Here is an 18250-nt window from a genome sequence, read left to right as displayed (position 1 = left end):
AAAATTATCGGCCGTCTATCAGTCGGTAAGGTCGGCGGGCACCTTGCCGCCGTTCGCCGCGAGTTCGCGCATCACCGCCTTGTGCAGCCAGATGTTCATTTCGGCGCTGCCGTCGAGTTCGCCGGTATAGCCGAGTTCCTGCGCCAGTTCCTTGCGGTTGGCGAGGCTCGAATCGATCCCGAGCAGCTTCATCAGGTCGACGATCGATGTGCGCCAGTTGAGATCCTGCCCGGCATTGGCGGCCTCGGCGGTGAGGATCGCATCGACATCGACCGGCGCGGCGGCCGCTGCTGCCATGGCTTGCGTCGCGGCGTCGAGCGCGGTGCCGACGGGGCTGGGGGCGGCCGGGGCGGCGGGTTCTGCGGCGACGGCCTTCTTGCCGAAGATGGCGTCCTTGATCTTGCCGAAAATGCTCATTGTGTAGCTCCCACTAGAATAGCGGCCCAACCCGGAAGAGGCGAGTCGAACAGTTGCAGGCTAGGACTATGCATTTGAGAATGACAGTCAAAAGACCGACTCGTTCTTCGCTCGCGCGCTGCTATACTCATTCCAATCGGCGCGGTGTCCGATCCGCGCCGAAGCGGGAGTATGACGATATGAATCTCACCGACATTTTGGCGCAGGCCGGCGGCATTGAATCGATAGCGAAAGAGCTGGGTATTCCGCCCGCGATGGCAAAACAGGGCGCCGACGCGCTGCTTCCCGCAATTCTCGGCGGTTTCAAGAAACAGGCGCAATCGGGTGGCGGGGTCGAAGGACTCGGCGGGCTGCTCGGTCAGCTCGGCGGAGGCGGCCTGCTCGATTCGGTGCTCGGATCGCAGCCCACGGAAGTGAGCCAGGGCAATGACGTGCTCGGGCAGATTTTCGGGTCGAAGGATGTCAGCCGCACCGTCGCCGGACAGGCGGCGGCGCAGACGGGGATCGATTCGGGGATTCTCAAGCAGATGCTGCCGATGCTCGCGATGATGGCCGCGGGCTATATGGCGAAGCAGGGCGGGCAGGGAGGCGAGAGCGGCGGCCTCGGCGGTATGCTCGGCAATGTGCTCGGCGGCGCGATGGGCGGCGGTGCGGCCCCGTCGGCCGGCGGCCTTGGCGGAAGCCTGGGCGGCCTCGGCAAGATGCTCGACATGGACGGCGACGGCAATCCGCTCGACGACATCATGGGCATGGTCAACAAGATGCGGGGGTAATGAAATCGTCACCCCCGCGAAGGCGGGGGCCGCAATCGGAATAGCGTAAGGCTGCCAGCGGCCCCCGCCTTCGCGGGGGCGACGCTAACTGTTAAGCCGCGATCAGGCGCAATTCCTCACGGAAATCCTCGTCCACCCCGATGCGGCTTCGCATCGGGGTGACGACAGCATCGGCATCGGCGTCGCCTTCTTCGAACAGCGCGCACGCCGCTTCGCCGCCACGCGCGAGGCTATAGCGCTGCGCGACCTTGCCGGTGGGCTTAAAACCAAGCTTGCGCAGCACCGCGCCCGACGCCGGATTGTCGAGGAAGTGGCCCGCCGACAGCTTCGGCAGGTTCATCGCGCGCGCGATATGGATGAGCTGGCGCCCGGCCTCGGTCGCAAAGCCGAGGCCCCAATAGGGCCGCGCGATCCAGTAACCCATTTCGAGCGGACCCTCGGGGCTCGGCGCTATGCCGCAGCCGCCGACGAGGCGCGGCGCGCCGCCGGTGCGGGCAAAGATCAGGAAGCGCGGCTGGTCGGGATCGATCGGCTGGCTCAAATATGCCTGTGCCTGCTCTTCGCCATAGGGCCAAGGGGCGCGAGCGAGATTGCGGACCACCGCTTCCTCGCCGATCGCTTGGGCGAGCGCGGGGGCGTCTTCCAGCCAGCCGGGCCGCAGCAACAGTCTTTCGGTACGCGCGAACATCTTTTCTAACTCCCAATGCCTGTCGCCTTGGCGCCAGATGGTGACGCTTTGACGACATTCGATATGGAGGGAGATGGATGGCCCCGTTTTCGCGCCCGATCGTCACAAGTGACGGATTTTGGACAAGAAAAAAGGGAGATCGGGGGCGACCCGTCTCCCTCTTTTCGAACTTTGTTTCCGCTTGCGGCGGAAAGGACCGTTCCGGGTCATCCCTTGATGGACGACCCTGGAAGATCGTCCTTATTCGGCGGCTTCCGCCATGGCGTCGACCGACACATATTTGCGGCCAAGCTTGCCATCGTGGAATCGGACCTGGCCGTCGGCGGTTGCGAACAGCGTGTGGTCCTTGCCCATGCCAACGTTGACACCCGGGTAAACCTTGGTGCCGCGCTGACGCACGATAATGTTGCCGCCGATCACTTCCTGACCGCCGAACTTCTTCACGCCAAGGCGGCGGCCGGCTGAGTCGCGACCGTTGCGCGAAGAACCGCCTGCTTTCTTATGTGCCATGACTGATGCTCCTTAATTCGTTCGTTCGAGAGGCCGAGCCGCGTTGCCGCGCTCAGGCTTCCTTCTTGGGGGCTGCCTTCTTGGCAGCGGGCTTCTTTGCGGGCGCTTCGGCAGCGGCTTCGGTCTTCGGAGCAGCGGCCTTCTTCGGCGCGGCTTCCTTGGCGGGCGCAGCAGCCTTGGCTTCGGCGGCCGGAGCGGCCTCTGCCTTCGGAGCGGCTTCCTTCTTCGGCGCGGCCTTCTTGGCATCGCCGACGGCGAGGATGCGCAGCAGCGTCAGCGACTGGCGGTGACCGTTGCGGCGACGATAATTGTGCCGGCGGCGCTTCTTGAAGACGATGACCTTTTCGCCGCGCGTCTGGGCGATGATCTCGGCCGAAACGACGAGGCCGTCGGCGCTCTTCACTTCGCCGCCGTCACCGGCCAGCAGGATGTCGCCCAGCGACACGGTGTCGCCAGCTTCGCCGTCGATCTTTTCAACGGCGATCTTGTCTCCAGCGGCGACGCGATACTGCTTGCCGCCCGTGCGCACGATTGCGAACATGGTCTTCCATCCAATCAGAAACTAAAACACCCACGCTGCCAGTCACCCGCCAAAGCAGGCGATTTTTCCGGCATGCGGGAAAGTCAGCGCCACTAGCGAGCCAAGCCGTCGCTGTCAACCGCCAAATCCCGTGCTTTTCATCCAAAAGCGCGGGGCTGCACCGATTATCGCGCGCGCCGCCGATTCGGTGCTTGCTGCGCCGTCGGTGCGCCCATATCAGGGGCGGCGATGAAGCGCGCCTTTCTTTTCGCTCCGCTGCTCCTGCCGCTGCCCGCCTGCGCCGCGACGCAGGCCAACGACGGGCCCTCGCTGGCAAAGCGCGCGATCGAGGGGCGATTCGATGTCGCGCCCCCCGCGGTCGTCGTCGCCCCCCCGGGGCCGCTGCCCACCGACCTCGCCGGACGGCTTCAGCGTTGGGAATCGGATGGTGCCGCGGGCCAGCAGGCCTTTGCCGCCGAACGGGCCGCGACGGCGTCGGCGGTTTCGGCCGCCGCGGGCGCGCCCGTCGGCAGCGAACGCTGGGTCGTCGCGCAGCAGGCGATCTCGCGGCTGACCGCGGCGCGCGCGCCGCTCACCGCGGCGCTGGCGGATATCGATCGCCTCTATCTCGAGCGCAGCGTCGACGAGCAGATCGACGGGCTTCCCGACATCTATGCGCTGCGCGACCGGCTCGCCGATCTCGCCTCGACGCAGGATGCGGTGCTGGAAGCGTTGAACGCGCAGTTGCCGGGGCAATAATGCGAAAATCCTCCCTGCCGCGAAGCGGTGGGGAGGGGGACCGCGCCCGCAGGGCGTGGTGGAGGGGCGGCGACCTCACGCAAAAGCCCCTCCGTCAGCGCTTCGCGCTGCCACCTCCCCATCGCTGCGCGACAGGGAGGATTACTCGCTCTTACTGATTCAACCCGTGCTTTTTCAGCGCGTGGCGGATCTGGTCGTAGCTCAGCCCCAGCGCTTCGGCCGCGACCTTCTGGTTGAAGCGGCAGCGTGCCATCGTGTCCGACAAAATCTGCTTTTCATAAGCATCGACCGCCGCGCGCAGGTCGCTGACCGGGCCCGAGGGCGGGGCGGTGGCCGCGTGCGCGGCGTCATTCGCCGGCGCTGGCGCGGACGCCTCGGGCCGTGCGGGGACCTTGCGCGATACCGGCTGCCACGGGCTCGCAAAAGGGTCGAAGCTCAGTGCGTCGACCGGCTTTTCGGCGTCGGCCCAGCGATAGATCGCGCGCTCGATCACGTTCCGGAGTTCGCGGACATTGCCCGGCCAGTCGTGGCCTTCCATCGCCGCGAGCGCGCGCGGGCCGAAGCCCGGCCATTCGTCCCAGCCGAGCACCGCCGCCATGCGCTGCCCGAAATATTCGGCGAGCACTTCGATATCGCCTTCGCGCGCGCGCAAGGGGGGCAGGGTGATAACCTCGAACGACAGCCGGTCGAGCAGGTCGGCCCTGAACCGGTTATCCTCGGCGAGCGCGGGCAGATGCTCGTTCGTCGCCGCGACGATACGCACGTCGACGCGGATCGGGCGCGACGATCCGACGCGCGTCACCTCGCCATATTCGACCGCGCGCAGCAGGCGTTCCTGCGCGCCCATCGACATCGTCGCGAGTTCGTCGAGGAACAAGGTGCCGCCGTCGGCCTCCTCGAACCGCCCCGCGCGGGTGCGCGTCGCGCCGGTGAAGGCGCCCGCCTCATGCCCGAACAATTCGGACTCGATCAGCGTCTCGGGCATCGCGGCGCAGTTCATGATCACATAGGGGCGATCCCAGCGCGTCGACAGCCGGTGGAGGCGTTCGGCGATCAATTCCTTGCCCGTGCCGCGTTCGCCGATCACGAGTACCGGGCGGTCGAGCGAGGCGGCGAGGCTCGCGCGTTCGACCGCGTCCTGAAACGCCGCCGATTGGCCGATAAATTGGGTCTCGCGCTCCATTCCCAATCATTGGCAAATTTTCCCGCTGATTGGCAAGTCAAATCGATTGGGGGCGCCGTTTCAGCGTGAAGTTCGGTGGTTTTCCGTGGGCGCACGCAATTGGCACGCCCTATGCATTGTTTCAGACGAACCGGCGCAGATCGCACCGGTGCAGCGAAAACACAGGGAAGGTTGATCCATGAAAACGATGTTTGCCCAGGCCGCCACTTTCGCGCTCAGCGCGGTCGGAGCGCTTGCCATCCTCGTCGGCGTGATCGACCAGCCCCAGGTTGCCGCCAGCGTCACCGGCTCCCCCGCCGGCCCGCTGGTTGCCGCTGTCATGTCCCCGGCGGTCAGCGCTTTGGCCTGACCGGCACTGGTGCCGGGGCACTCTCCCCCCTTGCCCCGCCCCGGCACCAGCTTTTTTCCAACGACACCCAAAAAAATACCGGGTCTCAAGATTTCGACAGGAGTTTCAAAATGGGTATTTTTTCACGAACCCGCGACATCATCGCCGCCAACGTCACCGACCTGCTCGACCGGGCCGAGGACCCCGAAAAGATGATCCGCCAGATCATCTTCGAGATGAACGAAACGCTCGTCGAAGTTCGCGCCTCCGCCGCCCGCACCATCGCGGACCAGAAAGAAATGCGCCGCCACATCGCCAAGCTCGAAAGCCTGCAGGACAGCTGGAAGGAAAAGGCCGAACTCGCGCTGTCGAAGGACCGCGAAGACCTCGCCACCGCCGCGCTCGTCGAAAAGCAGAAGGCCGGCGACATGGCCGAGAAGCTCAAGGCCGAGATCGCCGTCCTCGATGACGCGCTGACCGGTTACGAGGCCGACATCGCCAAGCTGCAAAAGAAGCTTTCGGAAGCCCGCGCGCGCCAGTCGAGCGTCGTCAACCGCCTCGAGAGCGCCGAGAATCGCTACAAGCTGCGCGAGATGACCAACGGCGACCGCGTCGAAGACGCCTTCTCGCGCTTCGAGATCCTCGAACGCCGCGTCGACGAAGCCGAAGGCCGCGCCGATGCGCTGAGCCTCGGTTACAAGAAGTCGCTCGACGAAGAGATCGCCGAACTGCAGGCCGCCGACAAGGTTGCCGACGAACTCGCCGCGCTGAAAGCCGCGCAGGCCAGCAAGCAGTAAGGAGCAAGGCCGATGGAAGAGATCATCATCGTCCCGATCGTTATCGGAACCCTCTTCCTCGGTCTGCCTTGGCTGATCCTCCACTACATCACGAAGTGGAAGCAGGCCAAGACGCTGACCGGAGAAGACGAACAGCTGCTCGACGAACTCTATGATACCGCACGGCGGCTCGAAAACCGCCTGCACACCGTCGAACGCATCATCAGCGCCGACCATCCCGACTTCCGCCCCGCGGTACGCAGCGATGAAGAACTGGCGCAACTCGAAAACAATAGCCGGAGGAACTGAGATGTCTGCCAGCCGCACAAAATTCTACCTCGACAAGCAGAACGGCAAATGGAGCGGTGTGTGCGCCGGGATCGCGGATTATAGCGGGATCGACGTCCTCTGGGTTCGCGTCGGCGCGGTCCTCCTGACCCTGATGGGCGGCTTCCCCTGGACGCTGATCGCCTACTGGATGGTCGCCTGGATGGGCACGCCCAAGCCGTTCGCGCTCTATGGTTCGAGCGAGGAAGCGAAATTCTGGCAGGGTGTGCGCAGCAACCCGACCGCATCGACCCGCGACATCAAGTCGCGCTTCCGCGACATCGACCGCCGGCTTGCCGACATCGAGCAATATTATACGAGCCACAACCGCCGCCTCGCGGACGAGATCGACGCTCTCCGCTGATCGGGCCTCACGCGGAAACGGCAACAGGGAGGAAGATACATGAATTTCGGTGGCACCACTTTTGTCCTCGCTATCATCGCTTTGTCGATCGGCGGCTGGATGTTCACCACCTGGATCCGCGCCAAGCACGGCTATCCCGTTGAGAATGAATGGGGCGGCACGGTTCATCGAACCGACCCCGACGCTGATCGAAAAATCGCCCTGCTGACCGATGACAACGCCAAGCTGGCGGGGCAGGTCAGCCGGCTGGAAGAGCGGATTTCGGTGCTCGAACGCATCGCGACCGAAAACCATGGTCAGGCGGCAGAGCTCGCCAGCCAGATCGACCGCCTGCGCTGAGAGGATAGAAGACAATGAATCTGGATGTCCTGAACGCCATCGCCCCCGTCATCGCCACCATCGGGCTGGCCGGGGTCGGAGGGTGGGTCTTCACCACCTGGCTCCGCGTCAAGAACGGTTATCCGCTCGAAAACAGCTGGGGCAAGGCGGTTTATCCCAAGACCAGCGACGAGGCGATGGAACGCGTCAAGCTGATCAGCCAGGAAAATGCCCAGCTGCGCGCCGAGCTCGGTTCGGTGAAGGATCGCCTCGCGGTGATCGAGCGCATCGTCACCGATGAGAGCCACCGGCTGAGCCACGAGATCGAAGCGCTGCGGCGCCCCTCGAACTGAGGAGATTGAACCATGGAAGTCATCTTCATTCTCGCCATCGTCGTCGGGCTGCCGGTTACGCTGGCCATCGGCTACGCCGCTTATGAGCGGACCCTGAAATTCAAGGAAAAGCAGTTCCAGGCGATCACCCACGAGACCGCTGAAAAGGCCGCGCAATATGCGGCGCAAACCGAACGACTGGAGGCGCGCGTCCGCGTTCTCGAGCGCATCGTTACCGACAAGGGAATTGATGTCGCCGACGAGATCGAAAAGCTGCGCGACGCTCCGCTGAACTAAAACAAAGATATACGGAAAGGATCTTCCCCATGGGCCCGTTTGAAATGGTTGTCGGCATCGTCCTGATCGTGACCATCGGCAGCATTATCCGCGCCAAGCACGGCATCCGCCGCGATCACAAGGGCAGCGACTATTTCGTCGCCACCGACAATGGCGAGACCAAGGCGCTGCAGGCCGAAATCCGCGCGCTGAAGGACCGGATCCAGGTGCTCGAACGCATCGCCACCGACCACAACCGCGCGGTCACGCTCGATCAGGAAATCGAGAAATTGCGCGACAACAGCAAAATCTGAATGCCGGAAAAGGAGCAACGCTCATGGCTTTCATCACCCCCGACTTCACCGCCGCAGCGATCGCGCTGACCGCACTGACCATCGTCAGCCTGGTCGCGCTGCGCGGCTGGCGCGACTGGATCCAGCTCAAGCGCGAGGAACTCGCCGCGGGCCACCACGCGTCGCTGGCGCAGGATCCAGGCGTCCCGCACGCGGGGTCGCGGATCGAGATCGCCGACCTCAAGGAACGGCTGCGCAAGCTCGAAGCCATCGCGGCGGGGGTCGACCTCTAATCCATCCGCGACACCCGCGCGGCATCGGCCCGCTCCCCTGTCCGTCGCCATCCGTCCGGCGGCTGACAGGGAAGCGGGCCGATGTCGTTTCAGGGCTCTTTCAACTTGGCGCCATCTATGCGAGTGGCGCGGCCATGCGCAGCCTGACCGATATCTTCGACGAATATGATTTTCTCGACGGCGACGATCGCTATCGCCTGCTGATCGACCTCGGCCGGACGCTCGAGCCGATGCCCGACGCGCTCAAGACCGACGCGACAATGGTGCGCGGTTGTTCGGCCAGCGTCTGGGTCTATCCGGTGCCACGCGAAGACGGGCAGCTCCACTTCCTCGCCGACAGCAACGCCGCGATCACCAAGGGGATCGTCGCGCTCGTGCTCGCCGCGGTGCAGGACAAGCCCGCGGCCGAAGTGGCCGACATGGACGTCGCGGCGGCGCTCGCGCCCTTCGACCTCACGCGCCAGCTGTCGTCGAACCGGACGCAGGGCGTGCCCAACATGATCGCGCTTGTGCAGGATACGGCGCACCGCATCGCCGCGGGCTGATCTGGCGACCGGATGCCAGCCGCCCCATTCGCATCGCTCAAAGAAAAAGGGCGCGGGAGTTGCCCTCCCGCGCCCTTTTCATTGGTCTGCCTGTGTGGCTTAGAAGTTGACCTTCACACCGACGCGGACGCCATACAGCGACACGCGGTTCGTGAGCACTTCGTTCGGTGCGAGAACGTTGCTGTAGCGATACTGCGCACAGGTCTGTGACAAGGAGGCCGGTTGACCGTTGGCCTGCAGGCAGGCAACCCGCACGATCGCGGCGTTATACGGGAAGTCGACCTGGCGCAGCGAACCCCAGTCGCTGTCGATCAGATTCAGCACATTCTCGACGTCCGCGAACAGCTTGAACTTCGCATTGCCGACAAAAGCCGGGATTTCCTGGCTGAAGTGGAGATCGACCTTGAAGAAATCGGGCGAGGTCTGGCTGTTCTTCTTCACGATGCGGCCGCGATATTTTTCGAGGCCGAGCTGCGAAATGAGGTTGTTGAACGCCGCCTCGCTGGCTGGCGAATCGAAGCTGACCTTCGAATCTCCCCCGGCGGTCGGAACATACAGCAGCATGTTGCCAAGGTTCCCGACCGTGCCGAAGGTGGTGCCACGATTGCCGCTGTTGTCCAGCATCGTCGCGCTGTACGGCCGGCCCGAACGATATTCGCCGAACAGGCTGATGCGCGTTTCATTGTCGCCAAAGAAGTTACGCTTGAAATCGGCGCTGAACTTCCACTGATGGGTATATTCATAGATCGACCGGCCATAGGCCGCACGGTTCGGGTCGACGAAGGCGTTGTTGCCATAGTTCGACGACGAGGTCGAAGAGGTCATGGCCCCTTCATCCTTGACGTTCGAATAGGTGTAGCTGCCGTCGATCGACAGGCCGAAATCCCAAGCCTTGGCGAAACGGGCGGTCGCAAAGAAGGAGCGACCCTTTTCGCTGTTGGTCAGTTGAAGATCGCGGTTGGTCGTGGCCGGGCCAAGCACATTATAACGCGGGCGACCGTCGGGCAGCGTGCCGTTCGGCACCGAACGCAGGTCGGTCCACGTGTAACCATAGATGTTCTTGTCGTACAGGAACTGGCCACCAACGAACCAGCCGTCGCCGATTTCATAGTCGGCCTGCAGCGATGCCTTCCACTTGCGCGCGACCTTCAGGTCGGGATCGATATTATCGGTCGGCGCGAGGCTCTGCGAACCGCCAATGAGGAAGGTGTCGACACTGGCCGGAATGGTGCCGCCGGTAAGACCGTTCAGCGCATTACAGGTGGCCGAGGCCGCGCAGTTCGAGCGGTTGATATCGACCGAGTTGGTGAGCAGGCCGGTGTTCGAGAAGCTGTTCGACAGATAGACGTCGGGCGTGCCGCCCGAGAAGATGCCGACGCCGCCACGGACGATCAGCTTGTCGGTGGCCTGCCAGTTGAAACCGAAGCGCGGCTGAAGAACGTCGCGGCCGTTGAAGGTTTCACGGTTGTGGAAACCATAGCGTGCCAGGAAGTTGGGGTTCAGCGGCGGCTTCACATCGTTGCCGAACAGGTCGTAACGAACGCCGAGCGACAGCGTGAGATCGGGGGTGACCTGCCAGTCGTCCTGGATGCCAACGGTATAGTTCTGCGTGCTGAAACGGGCTGCGGCATCGTCCGGATCGAGGCTGGGCACCGCGTTGCCGTAGCGCAGGCGATTCGCATTGCCGGCGGCGAAATCGGCGAGGCTGTCGAAATAGAAATCGCCGAGCGAACGCTGCACAAACAGGTTGTAAACCGACACATCGGTGTAACCCGCGAGCAGGCGGAACGAATGATTGCCGGCGTCGAGGCGCGCGGTCAGGTCGAACGACAGGTTTTCGGTGTTCAGGTCGTTTGAATGGCGGCTGACGTCGGGACCGAAGAACAGGCGCGTGCCATTGCAGCCGGTTGCCGTGCTGGCGCTGGTTGCAACCGGATCGGTGCAGACTTCCATCTGCGCGAAGTCGCGGCCGCCGAAGGGCGTCTGGTCGCGATTATAGTCGCGGTATGAAGCGCGGAAGGTCGTCGAGAAACTGTCCGACCAGGTCGAGTTCAGTTCGAACGCGCCCGAATTGACTTCTTCGGCCAACTCATAGCCGTTCGACTGGAAACCCAGCGCGAAGGGCGTGGTCAGGAAGGTGTTCTGCTGGAACTGCTGCGTGCCGACGTTGCGGATATAGGTCAGCGAGGCGCGCTGCGTGTCGCTGATGTTCCAGTCGAGCTTGCCGATGATCTTTTCATCTTCCTCGGTGGCGTTTGGCGACAGGCCAAGCGTGTCATAGCCATAGCGCGACTGCGCGATGCTGCTGACCTGGTCGATCACCGCCTGCGTCAGGCCGGGGACCTGATTGGCGAAGCCCGGACCAAAGCCGCTGTCGAACGGATCAGTTTCCTTGGTCTTTTCATAGGCAAGCATGAAGAACAGCTTGTCCTTGATCAGCGGGCCGCTGAGGTTGGCGCCATATTGCTTGCTGTCGAAATCAAGGTTGACGTCGCGGCCGCGGGTGCGGTTGCCGGTCAGGCTGTCGTCGGTATAAGTGAAGAAAGCGCCGCCGTGAAACTTGTTGCCGCCCGAGCGGAGAATGACGTTGACCGCGCCGCCCTGGAAATCGCCCTCGGCGATGTCGAAGGGGGCGACCTTGACCGAGAATTGCTCGATCGCGTCGAAGGGAACCGGGCCGCGCGAGGTCGGCAGACCGCCGTTGTTGAGGCCGAAGTCGTCGCTCATCTGGACGCCGTCGACCGAGAAGCGGTTGAGACGGCCGTTGTTGCCGGCGACTTCGATCGTGCGGGCGTTCGTCAGGTCAAGCGTGACCAGCGGATCGCGGCGTGCGAGGTCGCGGATGTCGCGGTTGATCGAGGCGGCACCTTCGATCGCTTCGCGGTTGAGCGCGGTGATCGGGCCGTTCGACTGTTCGACCGCGCCCTTCACCGACGATGCGGTGACGACGATCGCCGTGTCTTCGAGCGTGATCGGCAGGCGGAAAGGCTGGCCGGCCTGCAGGAACAGGTCGGTGACCTGCGCACTGTCGAACCCGTCAGAGGTCACTTCAACCGTGTAGGGGCCGCCAACGCGAAGGCCATTGGCGCCAAAATTACCGCTGCTGTCGGTGGTCGTACGCGACACGGTGCCCGACGGGACGTGGGTCAAGGTGACGGCGGCGCCGGCGACCGGGCCGCTGGCCGTTTCGACGGTCCCGCGGAGCGACGAGCTGGTTTCCTGGGCTGCGGCGGGAGCGGCGAGCGCGACGCTCAGGCTGAGCGCAGCGGCGCTGGCAGCCAGATAATGACGGAAATGCATTTGGATTGTCCCCTTTGGTGTGCATTTGGCAGGCGCACAAAAGGAGCGCGCCTGACCTGCGAGCGCCCCTGAAGCCCGCATGTGGCACGATTGTGACAGCAATTGTGACAGTGCAAGCGGGGAAGGTCGCGCCGCTCAGACGCGGTGCGAAAAACCGCTAATTTTCCGTCAGGTGCCCAAACTTATCCACAGGCGCGAAAGCGTTTTTTCGGGAAACTGTTGCTGCAATGCAACATAAAAGGGCGCCCCGCGGGGCGCCCCAATTGCGACTCAGGCGGCGTCGCCCGCGGCTTCTTTCGCCTTGTCGGCATAGACGCGCACCGGATCCTTGCGGCCCTCGACGACATCCTTGTCGACGACGATCTCGACCACGTCGGTGAGGTCGGGCAGGTCGAACATCGTGTCGAGCAGGATCGCCTCGACGATCGAGCGCAGCCCGCGCGCGCCGGTCTTGCGTTCGATCGCCTTCTTGGCGACCGCGACCAGCGCATCGTCGGTAAAGGTCAGCACGACCTCCTCGAGGTCGAAGAGCTTGCGATACTGCTTCACCAGCGCGTTCTTGGGCTCGCCCAAAATCTTGACCAGCGCGTCGATGTCGAGATCCTCGAGCGTCGCGATGACCGGCAGGCGGCCGACGAACTCGGGGATCAGGCCGAATTTCAGCAGATCCTCGGGCTCGATATTCTTCAGCACTTCGCCCATCCGGCGCTCGTCGGGGCCGGCGACATGCGCGCCGAAACCGATCGACTTGCCCTGCAGGCGGTCGCCGATGATCTTTTCGAGCCCGCTGAACGCGCCGCCCGCGATGAACAGGATGTTCGTCGTGTCGACCTGCAGGAATTCCTGCTGCGGATGCTTGCGCCCGCCCTGCGGCGGAACGCTCGCGGTCGTGCCTTCCATCAGCTTGAGCAGCGCCTGCTGCACGCCTTCGCCCGACACGTCGCGGGTGATCGACGGGTTTTCGGCCTTGCGGCTGATCTTGTCGATCTCGTCGATATAAACGATGCCGCGCTGCGCCTTTTCGACATTATAGTCGGACGACTGCAGCAGCTTGAGGATGATATTCTCGACATCCTCGCCGACATAGCCGGCCTCGGTCAGCGTCGTCGCATCGGCCATGGTGAAGGGCACGTCGAGGAAGCGTGCGAGCGTCTGCGCGAGCAAAGTCTTGCCGCTGCCGGTCGGGCCGACGAGCAGGATGTTCGACTTCGCGAGTTCGACATCATCGCCGCGGCCGCTGTTCGCGAGGCGCTTGTAATGATTGTGCACCGCGACCGACAGCACGCGCTTGGCGGTGTTCTGGCCGATGACATAGGCGTCGAGATGCTGGCAGATCTCCAGCGGCGTCGGCACCGCGCCATCCTTGCGCGCGGCGATCCCGCCCTTGATCTCTTCGCGGATGATGTCGTTGCACAGTTCAACGCATTCGTCGCAGATGAACACGGTCGGTCCTGCGATGAGCTTGCGAACTTCGTGCTGCGACTTGCCGCAGAAGGAGCAGTAAAGGGTGCTCTTGCTGTCCGAGCCGCTCAATTTCGTCATAAATCTTCCTCTGGCAGCGCCAAAAGGGCACCGCCGCCTTTATCCTAGCCCGCGGTCACCCAATTACAATATGGCAATTGGGTGACATCGGTTCAATGTCCCGCGTAGCGCCAGAGGGCGAAGCGGGCGTCAAGAAACGCGGTTACTGGTTCGTTTCGGGACGTGGCACTCAGGGCGTCGGGCCTTCGCTCACATCCTTCGGCGCGTCGTCGCCCGGCAAGCCCGGACGGCGGTCGAACACCTGGTCGACGAGTCCGAATGCCTTGGCCTCGTCGGCCTCCAGGAACGTGTCGCGGTCCATCGCTTTTTCGATCTCTTTCAGCGGCTTGCCGGTATATTTCACATACAGGTCGTTCATCCGCTTGCGGATGCGCAGAATCTCGCGCGCCTGGATTTCGATATCCGATGCCATGCCGCGCGCACCGCCCGAGGGCTGATGGATCATCACGCGCGCGTTGGTCAGCGCGACGCGCATGCCGGGCTCACCCGCAGCGAGCAGAAAGCTGCCCATCGACGCGGCCTGACCGACGCACACCGTGCCGACGCGCGGGCGGATATATTGCATCGTGTCGTGGATCGCCATGCCCGCCGTGACGACTCCGCCCGGCGAGTTGATGTACATATAGATGTCCTTCTTCGGATTTTCCGATTCGAGGAACAAAAGCTGGGCGGTAATCAGCGAGGCCATATTGTCCTCGACCTCGCCGGTGACGAAGATGATCCGTTCGCGCAGCAGGCGCGAGAAAATGTCGAAGCTGCGTTCGCCGCGGCTCGTCTGCTCGACGACGACGGGAACAAGGGCTGCGAGCGGGTCGATCATTGGGAATTCGTCCTTATGTTATCGGGATGCCGCGCCGGAGAATCCGGCGGGCTGCCCCTCCATGATCCTACATCGTCGCCAAGCGGAGGTCTTTCAAGGGGGCAAAAAGAAGGGGCGGGAAAGTCCCGCCCCTTCCGGATTATCTGGTTTCGCCTCAGTCGCCCTCGCCGGGTTCGGGCGAAAAGAGCGTCTCGAACTTGTTCTCGACGCCTTTGAACTCGTCGGCGTCGGCGGGGCTGTCCTTCTTGACCGTGATGTTCGGCCATTCGGCGCTGAACTTGCTGTTCACTTCGAGCCACTTTTCCAGGCCGCTCTCGGTGTCGGGCAGGATCGCCTCGGCCGGGCATTCGGGTTCGCACACGCCGCAGTCGATGCATTCGTTCGGATTGATGACGAGCATATTCTCGCCCTCATAGAAACAGTCGACGGGACACACCTCGACACAGTCCATATATTTGCACCGGACGCAGGCATCGGTGACGACATAGGTCATGGGCTTTCGGCTCCCTCAGATGACGGCAATCGGGCCGTCAGGCTCTCAATATGGGCTCGCCTCTATGCCGCGTGAAGGCGGTGCGTCAACGCTAAGCGACAGTTGCGAATCACTCTCACTGAATAGGACGATCGGGATGCCGCGGGTGCAAAGCATTTCCATCGGCGTCGATAGCCGATTGTGCGGGCGGCAACGCCCCGGGATCGAGCCGCTGGTAACACGCCTGCGCCTCGGGCGCGGGGCCGCGGCGGAGCGGCAACGAAAGCAGGCGGATCACCTCGATCCGCTCGCCAACCGGCAGAACGAGCGTCGACCCGGCATGCACTGCGCATGATGAACGCGTGATGCGCCGCCCGTCGAGCCTGATATGCCCCGCTTCGACCATCGCCTGCGCCATGCTGCGCGAGCGGGCGAAGCGCAGGAACCACAGCAGCTTGTCCAGCCGGATGCTTCCCGCGGCGCCCGGACTTGCCATCAGTCTTTGCGTGCGTCCGCTAGCAGCGCAGCGAGGCCGGCAAAAGGGCTGTTCGGCGACGGGCCGCGACGTGGCTGCCGGTCGGGGCGGTCGGGACGCGGCGGGCGCGGCGCGTCGACACGCACTTTGTCGGGCTTGCCGCGCTTGCCCTTCGCCTGATGCGCGGGCGGGCGCCTTGCTTCGCCGTTCGCGGCGCGCGTCGGCGCGTCGGCATTCTTGCGATGCGGATGCGGTTTGCGGCGCGGGCGCTTTTCGGCCGCCTTGCGCAGCCCCGACCAACGCCAGCGCTGCAGCGCGGGTTCGCCGATGCTGCGGAAACCGAAGCTGCCGAGCAAGGCGCGGCGCGTCTCTTCGTCGAGCCCGAGCGAGGTCGCGAGCGCCGGGTCGATGATAAAGCCGGGCGGCGGCGCGGCGCTGACGCCCTCATGCTCGTCGTTCGCATGATCGTCATGATGCTCGTCGCGGCCGGCCAGTGGCGCGGTCGGCGGTGCCGCCGCCTGCATCCGCGCGGCATGCGCCTGACGCGCGAGCTTTTCGGCCATGTCGATGCGCAGCCAGCCCGACGCGCAGCGGCGGAACCCCGCGATCACCAGCCCGGCGTGGCTGCCCGCCTTTTGCAGCACCGCGCCGTGCGGCGGCAGCACGGGAACCGGCGCGCCCTGCTGCGCCGCCGTCAGCGCCGCGCGCCAGCGCACCGCCTCGGGCTTGAGCAGCAGCGGGTGGAAGAGATCGAGCGAGCCGATCGTGAAACCGAGCTTGCGCAGCTGCGGACGTTCTTCGGGCGTCAGCGCGCCCAGCTGGTCCTCGACCGCCGCGCGGCCGATCGTCCCGCTGTTGTCGGTGAGCGCGGCGAGCAGCGCGCGGACGCGCGGCGGGGTGAAGAGGTCGCCCGCCGCCTCGCCCATCGCGGCGAGCGGGCCCGCGTGGCGCGCGAGTTGGGCGGCAACAAAGCGCTGGAGTCGTTCGGAAATCGCCTGTACCTGATGCAGCTCGAGCCGCCGCAGCGACGGGTCGATCTGGATCGCCGGCTGGACAAGCGTCGGCCCGCGCGCGAGCGTCGCGATCGCGTGGCCGTGCCAGGCGAGGCGCGGCGCGGTCCCCGGTTCGGCGATCAGCGACAAGGCGCTGTCGTCGCCCTCGGCGAGCGCGGTCGCGCGGCGCGCGAGTTCGGCGCGCAGATGCTTTTCGGCCGCGGCGAGCAGCATCCGGTGGTCGCTCGCTTTCGCCACCGGATCGACCTTGAACTGAAAGCCTTTCAGCGTGCCGATCGCCTCGCCGTCGACCGCGACGGTGCCGTCGGCGCCGACCGCGACGGGCAGCGCGGCGCCCCGCTGTCCCGCGTCGCGGAGCAGCAGCGCGAGCCGCCGGTCGACGAAACGCTGCGCGAGCGCGGCGTGCAGCGCATCGGACAGGCGCGATTCGAGCGCCTGCGTTTGCTCGGTCCAACCCGCCGCGCCCGCGATCCAGTCGCCGCGCTGCGCGATAAAGCAGAGCGTGCGCACCGCGGCGATGCGGCTTGCGAGCTGGTCGATGTCGCCCTCGACATCGTTCAGCCGCGCGAGGCGGCGCGCGAACCAGTCGGCATCGATCATCCCGTCACCGCTCGTGCGCCACTGCCACAGCTTGAACACCGTACGGCTATGATGTTCGGCACCCAATTGCTCGAAATCGGGGAGGCCGCAGACGTCCCACAGACGCTGCACCGCATCGAAATCGCCGCCGCGCGCGCGTACCTCCATGTCGCCTGCCAGATGCTTGAGCACCGCGATGTCGACCGCCTCGGGCGCGGCGCGCAGCATCGGCTGGTTTGGCGGCTGCGCGAGGTCGGACAAAAGCTGGTCGAGCGAGCCGAAACCCGGGGTCGGGTTGCGCCAGAACAGGCTGGCGAGCGGCGGGAAGTGATGCCCCTCGATCGCGTGGATTTCCTCGGGCGTGAAGCCGCCCTGCGGCAGCCCGACGGTGCCGAAGCCGCCATCCTGCTGGTGGCGCCCGGCGCGCCCCGCGATCTGCGCCATTTCCGAAACTGTCAGGCGGCGGAGGCGGCGACCGTCGAATTTCTGCAGGCTCGCAAAGGCGACATGCTGGACGTCGAGGTTGAGCCCCATGCCGATCGCGTCGGTCGCGACGAGATAGTCGACTTCGCCCGCCTCGAACATCGCGACCTGCGCATTGCGCGTCTTGGGGCTGAGCGCGCCCATCACGACCGCGGCGCCGCCCGAAAAGCGGCGCAGCATTTCGGCGATCGCGTAGACTTCCTCGGCCGAAAAGGCGACGATCGCCGAGCGTTTGGGAAGGCGCGAGAGCTTCGACGACCCGGCGTAGCTCAAGGTCGAGAAACGCGGCCGGGTGATGATCTCGGCCTCGGGCACCAGTCCCTTGACCAGCCCGCGAAGGCTCGCCGACCCCAGGATCATCGTTTCCTCGCGTCCGCGCGCGCGCAGCAGCCGGTCGGTGAAGACATGGCCGCGCTCGGGGTCGGCGCCGAGCTGCGCCTCGTCGATCCCGACAAAGGCAACGTCGCGTTCGACCGGCAGCGCTTCCATCGTGCCGAGCAGATAGCGCGCGTCGGGCGGCAGGATTCGCTCCTCGCCGGTGACGAGTCCGACCTGCGCCGCGCCCTTGATCGCGACGACGCGGTCGTAAACCTCGCGCGCAAGCAGGCGCAGCGGAAAGCCGATCATGCCGCTCGAATGGGCGGTCAGGCGCTCGACCGCCAAATGGGTTTTGCCGGTGTTGGTGGGGCCAAGGACAGCCTTGACCGGCTGGGAGGAGGATGACGTCATTTTCTTGGGAGCCAAGCTGGCATGCGCAAGGTCCGCGCGCAACAGCCGATCGCGCAATGGCAGGACGGAGGCCGATTTTTTCCACACTGTTGCATAATATCCCGGCCCCGCCACGCCTTGCCGCAACGCGCCGTG

At 64.7% G+C, this 18250-nt stretch carries 23 protein-coding genes; 12 read left to right on the top strand and 11 right to left on the bottom strand.

The genetic code is table 11. From position 1 onward, the window contains the following. Nucleotides 1-18: 18 nt before the first annotated feature. Nucleotides 19-417 carry a DUF3597 domain-containing protein gene (locus ACTJI5_RS14745; RefSeq protein ID WP_039577117.1) on the bottom strand — a complete coding sequence of 133 codons (399 nt, stop codon included), beginning with the start codon at nt 415-417 and terminating at the stop codon, nt 19-21. Nucleotides 418-596: 179 nt separating this feature from the next. On the opposite strand from ACTJI5_RS14745, the gene ACTJI5_RS14740 reads away from it, so the two are divergent. Further along, the gene (locus ACTJI5_RS14740) at nt 597-1190 is read left to right on the top strand and encodes a DUF937 domain-containing protein (RefSeq protein WP_440860844.1); all 594 of its coding nucleotides are present in this window, start codon (nt 597-599) and stop codon (nt 1188-1190) included. A 91-nt stretch (nt 1191-1281) separates the two neighbouring features. Here the strand turns inward: ACTJI5_RS14740 and ACTJI5_RS14735 are convergent, their stop codons facing one another. The 3 genes from ACTJI5_RS14735 to rplU all read right to left on the bottom strand — a co-directional run bounded on the left by ACTJI5_RS14735 (nt 1282) and on the right by rplU (nt 2929). Next, a complete protein-coding gene (locus ACTJI5_RS14735) occupies nt 1282-1878 on the bottom strand; it encodes a GNAT family N-acetyltransferase (RefSeq protein ID WP_440860843.1) in 597 nt (198 codons plus the stop codon). A gap of 240 nt (nt 1879-2118) precedes the next feature. Continuing rightward, on the bottom strand, nt 2119-2388 hold the full coding sequence (gene rpmA, locus ACTJI5_RS14730; protein WP_037513604.1) for a 50S ribosomal protein L27: 270 nt from the start codon (nt 2386-2388) through the stop codon (nt 2119-2121). Nucleotides 2389-2440: 52 nt separating this feature from the next. Next, on the bottom strand, nt 2441-2929 hold the full coding sequence (gene rplU, locus ACTJI5_RS14725; protein WP_058537736.1) for a 50S ribosomal protein L21: 489 nt from the start codon (nt 2927-2929) through the stop codon (nt 2441-2443). Nucleotides 2930-3157: 228 nt separating this feature from the next. Here rplU and ACTJI5_RS14720 point away from each other — a divergent pair, with 228 nt between their 5' ends. Next, nucleotides 3158-3667 carry a hypothetical protein gene (locus ACTJI5_RS14720; protein ID WP_310257199.1) on the top strand — a complete coding sequence of 170 codons (510 nt, stop codon included), beginning with the start codon at nt 3158-3160 and terminating at the stop codon, nt 3665-3667. Nucleotides 3668-3818: 151 nt separating this feature from the next. On the opposite strand, the gene pspF is transcribed toward ACTJI5_RS14720, so the two are convergent. Further along, the gene (pspF, locus tag ACTJI5_RS14715) at nt 3819-4850 is read right to left on the bottom strand and encodes a phage shock protein operon transcriptional activator (RefSeq protein WP_440860842.1); all 1032 of its coding nucleotides are present in this window, start codon (nt 4848-4850) and stop codon (nt 3819-3821) included. A 178-nt stretch (nt 4851-5028) separates the two neighbouring features. Between pspF and ACTJI5_RS14710 the strand changes: the two genes are divergently transcribed. From ACTJI5_RS14710 to ACTJI5_RS14665, 10 genes are all read left to right on the top strand, one after another. Then, nucleotides 5029-5199: a hypothetical protein gene (locus tag ACTJI5_RS14710; RefSeq protein ID WP_440860841.1), complete on the top strand. Its 171-nt coding sequence runs from the start codon at nt 5029-5031 to the stop codon at nt 5197-5199. A 110-nt stretch (nt 5200-5309) separates the two neighbouring features. Then, nucleotides 5310-5975 carry a phage shock protein PspA gene (pspA, locus tag ACTJI5_RS14705; protein WP_056367987.1) on the top strand — a complete coding sequence of 222 codons (666 nt, stop codon included), beginning with the start codon at nt 5310-5312 and terminating at the stop codon, nt 5973-5975. Nucleotides 5976-5987: 12 nt separating this feature from the next. Further along, nucleotides 5988-6263 carry an envelope stress response membrane protein PspB gene (pspB, locus tag ACTJI5_RS14700; RefSeq protein WP_056367989.1) on the top strand — a complete coding sequence of 92 codons (276 nt, stop codon included), beginning with the start codon at nt 5988-5990 and terminating at the stop codon, nt 6261-6263. A 1-nt stretch (nt 6264) separates the two neighbouring features. After that, on the top strand, nt 6265-6645 hold the full coding sequence (gene pspC, locus ACTJI5_RS14695) for an envelope stress response membrane protein PspC (RefSeq protein ID WP_056367992.1): 381 nt from the start codon (nt 6265-6267) through the stop codon (nt 6643-6645). A 39-nt stretch (nt 6646-6684) separates the two neighbouring features. Beyond that, nucleotides 6685-6984: a hypothetical protein gene (locus ACTJI5_RS14690; protein ID WP_056367994.1), complete on the top strand. Its 300-nt coding sequence runs from the start codon at nt 6685-6687 to the stop codon at nt 6982-6984. 14 nt (nt 6985-6998) lie between these two features. Next, nucleotides 6999-7316 (top strand): hypothetical protein, encoded by a 318-nt coding sequence (locus ACTJI5_RS14685; protein ID WP_056367996.1) that lies wholly within the window; start codon nt 6999-7001, stop codon nt 7314-7316. 12 nt (nt 7317-7328) lie between these two features. After that, nucleotides 7329-7592 (top strand): hypothetical protein, encoded by a 264-nt coding sequence (locus ACTJI5_RS14680; protein WP_037513613.1) that lies wholly within the window; start codon nt 7329-7331, stop codon nt 7590-7592. Between the two features lie 29 nt (nt 7593-7621). Next, on the top strand, nt 7622-7885 hold the full coding sequence (locus ACTJI5_RS14675) for a hypothetical protein (RefSeq protein ID WP_440860840.1): 264 nt from the start codon (nt 7622-7624) through the stop codon (nt 7883-7885). Between the two features lie 23 nt (nt 7886-7908). Then, the gene (locus tag ACTJI5_RS14670) at nt 7909-8157 is read left to right on the top strand and encodes a hypothetical protein (RefSeq protein ID WP_058537743.1); all 249 of its coding nucleotides are present in this window, start codon (nt 7909-7911) and stop codon (nt 8155-8157) included. A 134-nt stretch (nt 8158-8291) separates the two neighbouring features. After that, complete coding sequence (locus ACTJI5_RS14665; protein ID WP_440860839.1) at nt 8292-8702, top strand: SufE family protein; 411 nt, start codon at nt 8292-8294, stop codon at nt 8700-8702. A gap of 99 nt (nt 8703-8801) precedes the next feature. On the opposite strand, the gene ACTJI5_RS14660 is transcribed toward ACTJI5_RS14665, so the two are convergent. The 6 genes from ACTJI5_RS14660 to ACTJI5_RS14635 form a co-directional block, all read right to left on the bottom strand. Continuing rightward, the gene (locus ACTJI5_RS14660; RefSeq protein ID WP_440860838.1) at nt 8802-12002 is read right to left on the bottom strand and encodes a TonB-dependent receptor; all 3201 of its coding nucleotides are present in this window, start codon (nt 12000-12002) and stop codon (nt 8802-8804) included. 270 nt (nt 12003-12272) lie between these two features. Then, nucleotides 12273-13544, bottom strand: a complete 1272-nt coding sequence (gene clpX / locus ACTJI5_RS14655; protein ID WP_310257214.1) for an ATP-dependent Clp protease ATP-binding subunit ClpX — start codon at nt 13542-13544, stop codon at nt 12273-12275. Nucleotides 13545-13713: 169 nt separating this feature from the next. After that, nucleotides 13714-14364, bottom strand: a complete 651-nt coding sequence (locus ACTJI5_RS14650; protein ID WP_058537746.1) for an ATP-dependent Clp protease proteolytic subunit — start codon at nt 14362-14364, stop codon at nt 13714-13716. Nucleotides 14365-14518: 154 nt separating this feature from the next. After that, entirely contained in the window at nt 14519-14857 is a 339-nt protein-coding gene (gene fdxA, locus ACTJI5_RS14645; protein ID WP_058537747.1) for a ferredoxin FdxA, read from the bottom strand. A gap of 115 nt (nt 14858-14972) precedes the next feature. After that, entirely contained in the window at nt 14973-15332 is a 360-nt protein-coding gene (locus ACTJI5_RS14640; protein ID WP_058537748.1) for an RNA-binding S4 domain-containing protein, read from the bottom strand. After that, nucleotides 15332-18115 carry a helicase-related protein gene (locus ACTJI5_RS14635; protein WP_440860837.1) on the bottom strand — a complete coding sequence of 928 codons (2784 nt, stop codon included), beginning with the start codon at nt 18113-18115 and terminating at the stop codon, nt 15332-15334. The genes ACTJI5_RS14640 and ACTJI5_RS14635 overlap by 1 nt, the downstream gene beginning before the upstream one ends. Between the last annotated feature and the right edge of the window lie 135 nt (nt 18116-18250).

The organism is Sphingopyxis sp. 22461 (genome assembly GCF_052044915.1).
Classification (GTDB): Bacteria; Pseudomonadota; Alphaproteobacteria; order Sphingomonadales; family Sphingomonadaceae; genus Sphingopyxis.
Note: the sequence above shows the minus strand (reverse complement) of the source record. Positions and strands in the feature narration are given on the sequence as shown.